Raw genomic sequence first — 12,317 nt, forward strand, 5'->3', positions numbered from 1 at the left:
TGAGAAGGGGGTGCCCAGTGGCGCTCAACAGCATCGAAGAACTGGTCGAAGATATCCGCCAGGGCAAAATGGTCATCCTCATGGATGACGAAGACCGTGAAAACGAAGGCGACATCATCATGGCCGCCGAGTGCTGCCAGCCTGAGCACATCAACTTCATGGCCAAGCATGCCCGCGGTCTGATTTGCATGCCGATGACCCGCGAGCGTTGCGAAACCCTGAAGCTGCCGCTGATGGCGCCGCGCAACGGCTCGGGCTTCGGCACCAAGTTCACCGTGTCGATCGAGGCTGCCGAGGGTGTCACCACCGGTATTTCCGCTGCCGACCGTGCGCGTACCGTGCAGGCCGCAGCTGCCAAGGACGCCAAGGCAGAAGACATCGTCAGCCCTGGCCACATCTTCCCACTGATGGCCCAGCCAGGCGGTACGCTGGCCCGCGCCGGCCACACCGAAGCGGCCTGCGACCTGGCGCGCATGGCAGGTTTCGAGCCGAGCGGGGTGATCTGCGAGGTGATGAACGATGACGGCACCATGTCGCGTCGCGCCGAGCTGGAAGTGTTCGCCGCCGAACATGGCCTGAAGATCGGCACCATCGCTGACCTGATCCACTACCGGATGATCCACGAACGCACCGTACAGCGTGTTTCCGAGCAGCCGATCGAGAGCGAGCTGGGCGAATTCAACCTGGTCACCTACCGCGACGCGGTGGAAGGCGACGTGCACATGGCCCTGACGCTGGGCAACATCTGCGCTGAAGAGCCGACCCTCGTTCGCGTCCACAACATGGACCCGCTGCGCGACTTGCTGCTGGTCAAGCAGCCAGGCCGCTGGAGCCTGCGTGCGGCCATGGCCGCTGTGGCCGAGGCAGGCAGCGGCGTGGTGCTGCTGCTGGGCCACCCGCTGGACGGCGACGTGCTGCTGGCGCACATCCGTGAAAGCGCAGGCGATGCACCGGCCAAAGTGCCGACCACCTACAGCACCGTTGGTGCCGGTTCGCAGATCCTGCGCGACCTTGGTGTGCGCAAGATGCGCCTGATGAGTTCGCCGATGAAGTTCAATGCGATATCCGGATTCGATCTGGAAGTTGTAGAATACGTGCCCTCCGAGTGACTTGAGGCGGCATTGACGCCCAGAGCTCGAGTCCAGACCCCTGCCGAGGCCGCTTGTATGCGGCCTCGCTCTTGAAGATGAGAACATCGAATGACCCTGAAGACCATCGAAGGTACCTTCATCGCCCCCAAAGGTCGCTATGCTTTGGTGGTTGGCCGCTTCAACAGCTTCGTCGTTGAAAGCCTGGTAAGCGGCGCCGTCGATACCTTGGTACGCCACGGTGTCAGCGAAAGCGAAATCACCATCATCCGTGCCCCTGGCGCGTTCGAAATCCCGCTGGTGGCACAGAAAGTCGCCCAGCAAGGCGAATATGACGCGATCATCGCCCTGGGCGCGGTGATCCGTGGCGGCACCCCGCACTTCGAATACGTGGCGGGCGAATGCACCAAGGGCCTGGCCCAGGTGTCCATGGAGTTCGGCGTACCGGTGGCCTTCGGCGTTCTGACCGTCGACTCCATCGAACAAGCCATCGAGCGCTCCGGCACCAAGGCTGGCAACAAAGGCGGTGAAGCTGCCCTGTCCGCACTGGAAATGGTCAGCCTGCTGGCGCAGTTGGAGGCCAAGTGATTAGCGACGAAAGCGATCGTTTCAACCCGCGCGATCCAAAACCTGCGGATGCCGGCAAGCCTTCCAAGAGCGCCAAGCGCCGTGAGGCACGCAAGCTTGCGACCCAGGCCCTGTACCAGTGGCACATGGCACAGCATTCGCTGAACGAGATCGAAGCGCAGTTCCGGGTCGATAACGATTTCACCGATGTCGACGGTGCCTATTTCCGCGAGATCCTGCATGGGGTTCCGGCGATCAAAGGCGAAATCGACAAAGCGCTGGAACCTTGCATGACCATGGCGCTGGAAGAGCTCGACCCGGTCGAGCTGGCCGTACTGCGCCTGTCCACTTGGGAGCTGATCAAGCGCGTCGACGTACCGTACCGCGTGGTGATCAACGAAGGTGTGGAGCTGGCCAAGGTCTTCGGTGCTACCGATGGCCACAAGTTCGTCAATGGCGTGCTGGACAAACTCGCTCCAGTGCTGCGCGAAGCAGAAGTCAAGGCGAACAAGCGCTGATCCTGGCGCTGCCGGCCCATGGGTGAGTTCGAGCTGATCAACCATTACTTCGCCGCCGCGCCTTGCGCGCAGGGCGGCGAAGGTGTGGCGTTGGGCATCGGCGACGATTGCGCCCTGCTCGGCCTTCCACCCGGTGAGCAACTGGCGGTGTCGACCGACACGCTGGTAGCCGGCGTGCATTTCCCAAGCGTCTGCGATCCGTTGCTTCTAGGCCAGCGCTCGCTGGCCGTGGCCGCCAGTGACCTGGCCGCCATGGGCGCGACGGCGATCGGCTTCACCCTCGCCCTGACCCTGCCCGATGTAGGCGCTGATTGGCTGGCGGCCTATGCCGAAGGGCTTGGCCGCATGGCTAAGCGGTGCCGCATGAGCCTGGTCGGGGGTGATACAACCCGCGGGCCGCTGAGTATCACCGTGACCGTGTTCGGCCGCGTACCGGCCGGCCAAGCGCTGCGCCGCAGCGGCGCACGGCCCGGCGATCTGCTGTGCGTCGGCGGCACGCTGGGCAAGGCGGCAGGGGCATTGCCGCTGCTGCTGGATGAGCGCGAGGCACCGGCCGAGCAGGCTGAGCCGCTGCTTGAGCATTACTGGTCGCCAATGCCTCAGCTTGGCCTGGGCCAGTTGTTGCGCGGCCAGGCCACGTCGGCACTGGACATTTCCGATGGCCTGCTCGCCGACTGCGGGCATATCGCCAAGGCCTCCGGTGTTGCGCTGGAGGTGAACCTGGAGCAGGTGCCAGTGTCTCCTGCACTGCAAGGCTTTCTCGGCCTCGATGGGGCACGGCTGGCGGCGCTGACCGGAGGCGACGACTACGTCCTGGCGTTCACTCTGCCACCTGCCGCGCTGCCCGGGCTCATCGACCGTGCCCCTGGCCAGGTGTACGTCATCGGCCGGGTGCTCGATGGCAAGGGCGTGACCCTGCGTGATGCGCTGGGCCAGGACATCACCCCGGTCCAACGGGGCTATCAACATTTTAGGGAGACACCGTGACCGACCACCCCAACCAGGTGCCAGCGGAGAACGTTCCGCCATCGGTCTGGCGCAATCCATGGCATTTCATTGCCTTTGGTTTCGGTTCCGGCACCTTGCCAAAAGCCCCAGGCACCTGGGGCTCGCTGGTGGCCATCCCATTCATTCCGCTATGGCAGATGCTCCCCGATTGGGGTTACTGGCTGCTGCTGGGCGTGACCATGCTGTTCGGTTTCTGGCTGTGCGGTAAAGTGGCCGAAGACTTGCGTGTGCACGACCACGAGGGCATTGTCTGGGATGAGATGGTCGGCATGTGGATCACCCTGTGGTTGGTGCCGGAAGGGTGGCAGTGGATCCTGGCTGGGTTCCTGATGTTCCGTTTCTTCGACATCCTCAAACCGTGGCCGATTCGCTGGATCGATCGGCATGTGCATGGTGGTGTCGGGATCATGCTCGACGATGTGCTGGCAGGTGTGTTCGCCTGGCTGGGGATGCAGGTTCTGGTATGGGCGGTAGGCTGAAACAGGGAGCGTTGGATGGCCGTGAGGACCGTACTGCTGGCAATGATGCTGAGCCTTGCCCCATGGGCCATGGCCGCTGAGCCGTTGCCCAAGCAGATCACCCTGGTCAGCGAAGAGTGGGTGGATTACACCAACGCCGATGGGACCGGTGTCGCCTGGGATGTGTTGCGCAAGGTCTTCGAGCCTGCCGGGGTTCATGTGGTAGCGCAAAGTGCGCCCTATAGCCGGGCGGTTGGCTTGGTAAAGCGTGGCGAAGCTGATGCCTGGGTGGGCTCCTACAAGCAGGAAAACGCCGACAACCTCTACCCCAAGTGGCACTTCGACATGGACCATATCTACGCCCTCGGCTTGGCCAGCAAGCCTGCGCCTACATTGGCTGCCCTCGGCCAGTATCGGCTAGCCTGGGTGCGTGGCTACGACTATGGCAGTTACCTACCCAATGTCAGCAACTACCGTGAAGTCCAGCGCCGTGACGGCATCTTGCCAATGCTCGAACATGAGCGGGTGGATTTTTACATCGACGCTAAAACCGAAGTCGATTACGTACTCGGCCAAACCTCGCAACCAGAGCGTTTTCGCAGCACCCACGTCGCCGAACTACCGCTTTACCTGGCGTTTTCCCGCACCGGGCAAGCACAGGCCTTGTGCGAGCTGTTCGACCAGCGCATGGCCGAACTGGTGCGCAGCGGTGAACTCAAGCCGATTTTCGAGCGCTGGAAACAGCCTTACCCGTTCTCGCCCCTCAGCAAGCCGCAGTGATGCTGGACGATGGCCCGTGCAAACATCGAACTTTTCGATGTTCAGGCGCGGTATTCAACGAGCGCACACCTGACGACCTGCTGATACAATCGGCACACGAGAAATTTCCTACTTATCCAGGAGCACAACGTGCCCGTCGTCTTTGTTGCCGCCTCGAAACTCCCGACTCCCTTTGCGACCTTCACCATGCATGGCTTTCTCGACGAAGCCACTGGCCGTGAGCACGTAGTGCTCAGCCTGGGTGATATCGCCGATGGCGAGCCGGTGCTGGGGCGTCTGCACTCCGAGTGCCTGACCGGCGATGCCCTTTTCAGCCAGCGTTGCGACTGTGGTTCGCAGCTTGAAGCCGCTTTACAGGCCATCGCCCGGGAAGGCCGTGGTGTGCTGCTGTACCTGCGTCAGGAGGGCCGTGGCATCGGCCTGTTGAACAAGATCCGCGCCTACGAGCTGCAAGATGGCGGCGCCGACACGGTCGAGGCCAACGAGCGCCTGGGCTTTGCCGCTGACCAGCGCGATTACGCCATGTGCCTGCCGATGCTTGAGCACCTAGGGGTTAAATCGCTGCGCCTGATGACCAACAATCCGCGCAAAGTCAAAGCGCTGACCGACATGAACATCAAGGTTGCCGAGCGCGTACCGCTGCACACCGGCCATAACCCGCACAACCGTTACTACTTGGCAACCAAGGCTGGCAAGCTCGGCCATATGCTGGGTAACGAACACCAGGGCGAGGTGCCCCAAGCGTGACCCGCAGCCAGGTCAAACGCCGCCTGGCGCTGGCCTGGTGGCAATACCTGGCGGTGGGCCTGGTGCCGCTGCCAATCATGGCCTGGGCATTCGGTGGGGGCGATGCCCTGATGCCGGTGCTAGCAATGCCGTTGTTCATTGCCGGCGCCGCTAGCATGTTCCTCAGCCTGCCGCGCTTCGGCGCGTACAAGCGGTCGCTGATCGCCACTTCCAAAGCGCTTGGCACGGCGCAGGAGCCTGCAGCCTGGATCAACCTTGCCCAGGTGCGGCGAATGGGCATGCTGTATGCCTGCTTCCCGGCCTGGGTCGGTGCGCTGTCAGTGCTGGTTGGGCTGGAAGCGGTGCCGCAGGTGCTGCTCGGGCTGTCAACGGCGGTGCTGCTATGTCTCTATCGCATTTCGCGTCATTTGGGCTGATGCGCTTTGTGCTTTGCCTGCTGGCGCTGCTGAGCGTTGGCGCACGGGCCGGTGAACCTTTGCGCGTGGTCAGCCTGGCGCCGTCGATGACTGAAGTGATGCTCGAGTTGCACGCTGAGGATTTGCTGGTGGGCTTGCTCGATGGCGGTGAGCGGCCGCACGCATTGCAGCAGCTGCCTTCGGTCGGGCGCCAGGGCCAGTTGAACATGGAAACCCTGCTCAGCCTCAAGCCTGACCTGCTATTGCTATGGCCCGGCAGCGTGCCCCCCGCCCAGCGCGACCAGCTTAAGCGCTTAGGCATCGCGACCTACAGCGCCGAACCTCATGACTTGAACCAGTTGCTCGAACAGATCCAGGCCATCGCCGTGCGTGTCGGGCGGGAGGAGCAGGGCCGGCGTTACGTGCAGGCCCTGGCTGAGCGCCTGCTGCAATTGCGCCAGCAGTACCGTCGCGCGCAGCCGTTGCGGGTGTTCTACCAGGTCTGGGATCGGCCGTTGTATACCCTGGGCGGGCAGCAGGTCGTCAGCGATGCCTTGGCGGTGTGTGGGGCACGCAATGTATTCGCCGACCTGGCCCAGCCGGCGCCGCAGGTGAATGTCGAGTCGGTTCTGGCGCGGGACCCGCAGGTAATTCTGGCGGGTGATCGCGCGCAGCTGGCGAGCTGGCGGGCCTGGCCACGCCTGAGTGCCGTGGCCGGGGACGGCTTGCTGGTGGTGCCGGACAAGGGCCTGGAGCGGCCCAGCGGCCAGATGATTGAAGCTACTGCCCGCCTGTGTGCGCTGCTGGCGGCTAAAGTGCCGGCGTCCAAGTGACGCTCAACAGCGCCGTACGGCCTTCTTCGCGGTAGCCATAGCTGGCACCGTCGAAGCTGTATAGCGCCCGGCTGTAATCCTTGGCCAGCAGGTTATCAAGCTTGAGTTCAAGTTTCAGTTCGTCGGTCGCTGCCCAGCCCGCACGCACGCCGAGCAGGCCGTACCCGCCCAGGCGATTACGGTTGGCCTCATCGTCGTAACTGGCGCTGACCGCCTGCCAGCTGGCACCCACAGCGAAGCGGTCGAACTGGCGATCCAGGTCCAGGCTCAGGGTGCGCCGGGCACGGCGGGCGAGGGTGTGGCCACTGTCGCGGTCCCGTGGGTCGGTCAGCGCCAGGGCCAGTTGGCTACGCCATTGCCCCCATTGCTGGTCGAGTGCCATTTCCAGCCCGTTGATCCGCGCCGCAGCTACGTTGCGGGGGATCGAGTCCTGGCCAAAGATGATTGCGTCGCGCAGGTCGGTACGGTACAGCGAGGTTTCCAAGCGGCTGTCGGGGCTGAGTTGGCTGCGCCACTGCAGCTCGTAGCTTTTCGAGCGCTCAGGCTTGAGGTCCGAGTTACTGTACTGGGGGTAATACAGATCGTTGAACGTCGGTGCACGGAAACCTTCGCTGTAGGACAGCAGCACATCGTTCTGCGCATTTACAGGCAGCGTGAGGCTGGCGCTCCAGGTGGTTTGCCCGCCGAACTGCTGGTTCTGATCGCGCCGTACACCCACCTCGGTAGAGAAGCCTTCGCCACGGTAACGGTGCTGGATGAAAGCAGCACGGTTCCAACGGCTGTCCTCACTGAAATCGGTGCTGCCGTGCACCCGGTCTTGGTACCAGTCGCCACCGAGTAGCAGGCTATGCCGCTCTCCCACCTCCAGGTCATTCTGCCAGGTGACTTGGTCGCGGTAGGTGTTGAATACAAAGCGCTCGTCGCTGAGCTTGTCGCGCTTATCGTCGCGGTTTTCGCTGTGGCCTAACTCCAGGCGCGAGTGCCAGAGGTCGCTGAGTTGTGCATCGAAGTAGCTACCCACGCTGCTGACGCTGAAGTCGGTGTAGGGCTCTTGGCCCAAACTCTGGAAGCTGACCGGGTCGAAGCGGCCGAAAGGGTTGTCGTACTCACTGCGTCCGTGGCTGTCGAGCACGTTCAAACCCGCCTCCAGGCGCTCGCCAAAGGTGTGGCTCAGGCTGAGGTTCAGCGACCGGTTACGGTACGCATCGTGATCGCCATCGCTGTCGAACGAAGGCCCGGTGGAGTCGATGCCGGCCGTTTCATCGAGGCTGGCACCCAGACTGAAGCGGGTGGCGTCGCCGCCGCCGGACAAACCCAGGCTGCGCTGAAAGGTCTGGTTGCTGCCCGCTGCCAGGCGCAGGCGCGGCTGCAGCCCTGGGCCACTGCTGCGGCGAGTGAAGATCTGGATCACCCCGCCAATCGCGTCGCTGCCATACACCGCCGAGCGCGAGCCGCGCAGCACTTCGACACGTTCGATCTGGTCGACATCGAGAAACTGCAGGCCGCTGTCGCCGGAGGTTGCATTGGCGATGCGCACGCCATCGACCAGCACTAGGCTCTGAGCAGCTTTGGTGCCCCGGATGAAAATGCCTGGAAGGCTGCCACGGCCGCCGGTACGGGCGACTTGTACGCCGGGTACGCGAGTCAGCAGGTCGGTGACACTGCTCGGTTGCAGGCGATCGATGTCGGCGCGGGTGAATACAGTGTTGGCGGCGCTGGTGGCGCTGCGAGATTCCGCCTGGCGGTTAGCGCTGACCAGCATGTCAGGCAGCTTGAGGGCGTCGTCGCGCTCGGCGGCCAGCACCTGCAAGGGCAGGCAGAGCAGTGGCGCGAAGGTCAGGATTTTCATGCACAGTCACATAGTATTCACGAGTCAACCAGACCCTACAGATGCCTGCAACGGCCTGTAGAGCCGGGTTGACCCGCCAATGGCCTCAGAGGCCGAGCCTGGCCATGCGAGCTTTGACCGAGGCCTCGATGCCAGCGGCATCCAGGCCGCACTCGGCCAGCATCTGCGCCGGCTTGGCATGCTCGACATAGATATCCGGCAGCCCCAGGTGCAGCAGCGGTTTGACCACCGCTTGCTGGGCCAGGAACTCACCCACCGCAGCCCCAGCGCCGCCCATGATGCTGTTTTCTTCGATGGTCACCAGCAACTCGTGGCTGGCAGCCAATTGCAGCACCAACGCCTCGTCCAGTGGTTTGACGAAACGCATGTCGACCACGGTGGCGTTGAGCCGCTCGGCAACTTGCAGGGCCTCGGCCAGCTGTACGCCGAACACCAGCAAGGCAACGTTTTCGCCTTGGCGGCGAACAACGCCCTTACCGATTTCCAATGGTTCGAGGTCACCACTGATCGGTGCATTGGGGCCCGTGCCACGGGGATAGCGTACCGCCGCTGGGCCATTGAACAGGTGGCCGGTGGTGAGCATCTGGCGCAGTTCGTTCTCGTCGCTTGGCGTCATCACCAACATGCCCGGGATGCAGCGCAGATACGACAGATCGTAACTGCCGGCATGGGTAGGGCCGTCTTCGCCGACCAGGCCGGCGCGGTCGATGGCGAACAGCACATCGAGGTTTTGCACCGCCACGTCATGAATCAGCTGGTCGTAGGCCCGCTGCAAGAAGGTGGAGTAGATCGCCACCACCGGCTTGCTGCCTTCGCAGGCCATACCGGCGGCCAAGGTCACGGCATGCTGTTCGGCGATCGCTACGTCAAAATACCGCTGCGGGTAGCGTTCGCTGAAAGTGACCAAGTCAGAGCCTTCCTTCATCGCTGGGGTAATGCCCACCAGGCGATTGTCGGTGGCCGCCATGTCGCACAGCCATTGGCCGAACACTGCCGAATACTTGGGGCCGCTGACCTTCTTCGGCGCCACTGGCTTGTCGACAGGTTCAAGCTTGGTGATGGCGTGATAGCCGATCGGGTCGAGCTCGGCCGGCGCGAAGCCTTTGCCCTTCTTGGTCACCACATGCAGGAACTGCGGGCCCTTGAGGTCGCGCATGTTGCGCAGCGTAGCGATCATGGTCGGCAGGTCGTGGCCGTCGATCGGGCCGATGTAGTTCCAGCCCAGCTCTTCGAACAGCGTGCCCGGCACCAACATGCCTTTGGCGTACTCCTCGGTGCGACGCGCGATCTCCCAGGCACCCGGCAGGCGCGACAGCACTTTCTTGCTGCCTTCACGCATGCTGGCGTAAGTGCGGCTGGAAAGGATCTTGGCCAGGTAGTTGGACAAGCCGCCGACGTTGCGGGAGATCGACATATCGTTGTCGTTGAGGATCACCAGCATGTCGGCGTTGACTTCCTGAGCGTGGTTCAGCGCCTCGAAGGCCATGCCAGCGGTCAGGGCACCATCGCCGATCACCGCGATAGACTTGCGCGCGCTGTTTTGCAGGCGGGCGGCAATGGCCATGCCCAGCGCAGCGCTGATCGAGGTGCTGGAGTGGCCGACGCCGAAGGTGTCGTATTCACTCTCGCTGCGGCGCGGAAAAGCGGCGATGCCGTCCTTCTGGCGCAGGCTGAGCATACGGTTGCGGCGCCCGGTGAGGATCTTGTGCGGGTAGGCCTGGTGGCCGACGTCCCATACCAGCCGGTCATCCGGGGTATCGAAGACGTAGTGCAGGGCGATCGTCAGCTCGATGACACCCAGGCCGGCACCGAAATGCCCACCGGTCTGACCAACGGTGTAGAGCAATTCCTGGCGCAACTCGTCGGCCAGGGTCTCCAGGTCGGCTTCGGCCAGCCGGCGCAGGCCGGCAGGCGTGTCAGCGCGGTCGAGCAACGGCGTGACCGGGCGTTCGCGGGGGATCTCTTGAAACGTCGTGGGCATCAGGCGAGTCGTTATAGGTGTGTTAAGACGCGGCAGTTTACCCCATTGTGGGAAAAGTGCCCATTCGACACGGGTTACGCGGGCGCTGCAGGGCCGGGTTTATCTTACAACGCGATGCTGAAATCACCATCGCATCCGCGGGTCAACCCAGCCCCTCAGGGCTTGAAGTCAGGCGTTAATGGCGGCGTTCGACGATATAGCGTGCCAACGCCCGCAGCGGCTCGGCATTTTCATCGAACCCTTGCAATGCGACCAGCGCCTGATCGCGCAGTTCGATGGCATAGGCTTTGGCGGCTTCGAGCCCCAGCAGGGCAGGGTAGGTCGGCTTGTCACGGGCGATGTCGGCGCCCTGGCGCTTGCCCAGGGTGGCGGTGTCGCTTTCTACGTCGAGGATATCGTCCTGCACCTGGAAGGCCAGGCCGACAGCCTGTGCATACATTTGCAGGGCATCGAGCTGCGCCTGCTCGGCCCGGGCACTGGCCAGGGCGCCAAGGTGCACGCTGGCTTCGATCAAGGCGCCGGTCTTGTGCCGGTGCATCAATTCCAGAGCCCGCTGGTCAAGCTTGATGCCCACCGAACCCAGGTCGATGGCCTGGCCGCCGACCATACCGGCAGGGCCTGCCGCTTTGGCCAGGGCCTGGACCATGGCCAGACGGGTGCCATCGGCCTGTGGGCTCAGGTGTGGGTCGAGCAGGGCGCTGAATGCCAGGCTCTGCAGGCCGTCACCGGCCAGAATCGCACAGGCTTCATCGAAGGCTTTGTGGGTGGTGGGTTGGCCACGGCGCAGGTCGTCGTCGTCCATGGCCGGTAGGTCGTCATGCACCAGTGAGTAGGCATGTATCAGCTCCACGGCACAGGCGGCGCCGTTGGCCTGCTCGGGCGGCGCGCCAAGGGCCTGGCACGCGGCGTAGGCCAGCAGCGGGCGCACGCGCTTGCCGCCGTTCATCACGCTGTAGCGCATGGCCGCATACAGGCGCTCCAGCTCTTTGGTCGGCGCGATGAACAGCGGTTCGAGCGCGGCGTCGACGCGGGCCTGGCAACTGGCCTGGTAAGCGCTGATCATGCTTCAGGCTCCGCATCGAACGGTTGCGCAGTGAGTTCGCCGTCGCGCTCCAGCAGAATTTGCACTTTCTGTTCGGCCTGGGCCAGGGCGCCCTGGCAATCGCGCGTCAGGGCGATGCCTTGCTCGAACGCCGCCAGCGAGTCTTCCAGCGACAGTTCGCCGTTCTCCAGGCGCTCGACCAGCGCTTGCAGGTCGGCGAGGGATTGTTCGAAATCGATGGAGGCTTTTTTGCGGGCCATGGCGACAGTCTCTGTGGCGGGTCTGAACCGCGCGACGTTAGCAGAGCGGGGCTGGGGGAGCAAACTTCAGCAGGCTGCGCAGCCCCCCATGCCCTGGTTCAGGCGATCTCGGCTTGCCGCTCCAGCATGGCCTCCCGGCAGCGGGCCAGTTCTTCGATGGTCAGCACCGGCAGGTTGTACTGCCGCGCATAAACAGCCACTTGTTCGCCCCGCGCCATGCTGCCATCAGGGTTCATCAACTCGCACAGCACCGCTGCCGGGCGCAGGCCCGCCAAGCGCGCCAGGTCGACCGAACCTTCGGTGTGCCCACGCCGGGCCAGCACGCCACCGTCACGGGCGCGCAGCGGGAACACATGGCCAGGGCTGACGATATGCCGATGCTCGGCAGTCGAGCGCAGCGCTGCTTCAATGGTGGTGATGCGATCTTGCGCCGACACCCCAGTGCTGACGCCCTCGGCTGCTTCGATGGTGACGGTGAAGCCAGTCCCATGACGGGCCTGGTTGTTCTGCACCATGGGGGCCAGCTGTAGGGCATCGACCGTGGCTTCGTCCAGGCACAGGCAGACGATACCGCTGCAGTCGCGGATCATCATGGCCATGGTCTGCAACGATAGATTCTCGGCGGCGGCGACGATATCGGCTTCATCTTCGCGGTCGTCATCGTCGAGCAGCAGCACGGGGCGCCCGGCCTGGAAGGCGGCGATGGCGGCGGACACATTAGGGAATTGCTGGTGCAGCAAAGGGGACATGAAACGCTCCTCGTAATGGATCGATGAACGTCTCGGGGCGAA

14 protein-coding genes are annotated in these 12,317 nt (G+C 63.6%); 9 read left to right on the top strand and 5 right to left on the bottom strand.

What is annotated here, in order from left to right; genetic code table 11:
• The first annotated feature begins 17 nt into the window (after nt 1-17).
• The 9 genes from ribBA to HU725_RS02630 all read left to right on the top strand — a co-directional run bounded on the left by ribBA (nt 18) and on the right by HU725_RS02630 (nt 6,394).
• Nucleotides 18-1,109: a bifunctional 3,4-dihydroxy-2-butanone-4-phosphate synthase/GTP cyclohydrolase II gene (gene ribBA, locus HU725_RS02590; protein WP_060478931.1), complete on the top strand. Its 1,092-nt coding sequence runs from the start codon at nt 18-20 to the stop codon at nt 1,107-1,109.
• 90 nt (nt 1,110-1,199) lie between these two features.
• Nucleotides 1,200-1,676, top strand: a complete 477-nt coding sequence (gene ribH / locus HU725_RS02595) for a 6,7-dimethyl-8-ribityllumazine synthase (RefSeq protein WP_060478932.1) — start codon at nt 1,200-1,202, stop codon at nt 1,674-1,676.
• The gene (gene nusB, locus HU725_RS02600; RefSeq protein ID WP_060478933.1) at nt 1,673-2,173 is read left to right on the top strand and encodes a transcription antitermination factor NusB; all 501 of its coding nucleotides are present in this window, start codon (nt 1,673-1,675) and stop codon (nt 2,171-2,173) included. The genes ribH and nusB overlap by 4 nt, the downstream gene beginning before the upstream one ends.
• A gap of 18 nt (nt 2,174-2,191) precedes the next feature.
• Nucleotides 2,192-3,160 (top strand): thiamine-phosphate kinase, encoded by a 969-nt coding sequence (gene thiL, locus HU725_RS02605; protein ID WP_186478742.1) that lies wholly within the window; start codon nt 2,192-2,194, stop codon nt 3,158-3,160.
• Entirely contained in the window at nt 3,157-3,660 is a 504-nt protein-coding gene (locus HU725_RS02610; RefSeq protein ID WP_060478935.1) for a phosphatidylglycerophosphatase A family protein, read from the top strand. Before thiL ends, HU725_RS02610 begins: the two co-directional genes overlap by 4 nt.
• A 15-nt stretch (nt 3,661-3,675) precedes the next feature.
• Nucleotides 3,676-4,419: a substrate-binding periplasmic protein gene (locus tag HU725_RS02615; protein WP_186478743.1), complete on the top strand. Its 744-nt coding sequence runs from the start codon at nt 3,676-3,678 to the stop codon at nt 4,417-4,419.
• Nucleotides 4,420-4,548: 129 nt separating this feature from the next.
• Nucleotides 4,549-5,166: a GTP cyclohydrolase II gene (gene ribA, locus HU725_RS02620; RefSeq protein ID WP_186478744.1), complete on the top strand. Its 618-nt coding sequence runs from the start codon at nt 4,549-4,551 to the stop codon at nt 5,164-5,166.
• Complete coding sequence (locus HU725_RS02625; RefSeq protein ID WP_186478745.1) at nt 5,163-5,582, top strand: MFS transporter; 420 nt, start codon at nt 5,163-5,165, stop codon at nt 5,580-5,582. The genes ribA and HU725_RS02625 overlap by 4 nt, the downstream gene beginning before the upstream one ends.
• The gene (locus HU725_RS02630; protein WP_186478776.1) at nt 5,582-6,394 is read left to right on the top strand and encodes a cobalamin-binding protein; all 813 of its coding nucleotides are present in this window, start codon (nt 5,582-5,584) and stop codon (nt 6,392-6,394) included. The genes HU725_RS02625 and HU725_RS02630 overlap by 1 nt, the downstream gene beginning before the upstream one ends.
• Here the strand turns inward: HU725_RS02630 and HU725_RS02635 are convergent.
• From HU725_RS02635 to ribB, 5 genes are all read right to left on the bottom strand, one after another.
• Entirely contained in the window at nt 6,372-8,243 is a 1,872-nt protein-coding gene (locus tag HU725_RS02635) for a TonB-dependent receptor domain-containing protein (protein ID WP_186478746.1), read from the bottom strand. The genes HU725_RS02630 and HU725_RS02635 overlap by 23 nt on opposite strands.
• A gap of 85 nt (nt 8,244-8,328) precedes the next feature.
• The gene (gene dxs / locus HU725_RS02640; protein ID WP_186478747.1) at nt 8,329-10,224 is read right to left on the bottom strand and encodes a 1-deoxy-D-xylulose-5-phosphate synthase; all 1,896 of its coding nucleotides are present in this window, start codon (nt 10,222-10,224) and stop codon (nt 8,329-8,331) included.
• 175 nt (nt 10,225-10,399) lie between these two features.
• A complete protein-coding gene (ispA, locus tag HU725_RS02645; RefSeq protein ID WP_060478942.1) occupies nt 10,400-11,287 on the bottom strand; it encodes a (2E,6E)-farnesyl diphosphate synthase in 888 nt (295 codons plus the stop codon).
• Entirely contained in the window at nt 11,284-11,526 is a 243-nt protein-coding gene (locus HU725_RS02650) for an exodeoxyribonuclease VII small subunit (RefSeq protein WP_027917804.1), read from the bottom strand. The genes ispA and HU725_RS02650 overlap by 4 nt, the downstream gene beginning before the upstream one ends.
• Before the next feature lie 98 nt (nt 11,527-11,624).
• A complete protein-coding gene (ribB, locus tag HU725_RS02655) occupies nt 11,625-12,275 on the bottom strand; it encodes a 3,4-dihydroxy-2-butanone-4-phosphate synthase (RefSeq protein WP_060478943.1) in 651 nt (216 codons plus the stop codon).
• Between the last annotated feature and the right edge of the window lie 42 nt (nt 12,276-12,317).

Origin of the sequence: Pseudomonas promysalinigenes, from assembly GCF_014269025.2 — a bacterium.
In the GTDB taxonomy this organism is placed as follows: domain Bacteria; phylum Pseudomonadota; class Gammaproteobacteria; order Pseudomonadales; family Pseudomonadaceae; genus Aquipseudomonas; species Aquipseudomonas promysalinigenes.

Bases quoted from the DNA above. Each gene is read 5' to 3' on its own strand.
- ribH (WP_060478932.1), top strand. From the start codon at position 1,200: ATGACCCTGAAGACCATCGAAGGTACCTTCATCGCCCCCAAAGGTCGC.
- thiL (WP_186478742.1), top strand. From the start codon at position 2,192: ATGGGTGAGTTCGAGCTGATCAACCATTACTTCGCCGCCGCGCCTTGC.
- HU725_RS02615 (WP_186478743.1), top strand. From the start codon at position 3,676: ATGGCCGTGAGGACCGTACTGCTGGCAATGATGCTGAGCCTTGCCCCA.
- HU725_RS02630 (WP_186478776.1), top strand. From the start codon at position 5,582: ATGCGCTTTGTGCTTTGCCTGCTGGCGCTGCTGAGCGTTGGCGCACGG.
- HU725_RS02635 (WP_186478746.1), bottom strand. From the start codon at position 8,243: ATGAAAATCCTGACCTTCGCGCCACTGCTCTGCCTGCCCTTGCAGGTG.
- dxs (WP_186478747.1), bottom strand. From the start codon at position 10,224: ATGCCCACGACGTTTCAAGAGATCCCCCGCGAACGCCCGGTCACGCCG.
- ispA (WP_060478942.1), bottom strand. From the start codon at position 11,287: ATGATCAGCGCTTACCAGGCCAGTTGCCAGGCCCGCGTCGACGCCGCG.
- HU725_RS02650 (WP_027917804.1), bottom strand. From the start codon at position 11,526: ATGGCCCGCAAAAAAGCCTCCATCGATTTCGAACAATCCCTCGCCGAC.
- ribB (WP_060478943.1), bottom strand. From the start codon at position 12,275: ATGTCCCCTTTGCTGCACCAGCAATTCCCTAATGTGTCCGCCGCCATC.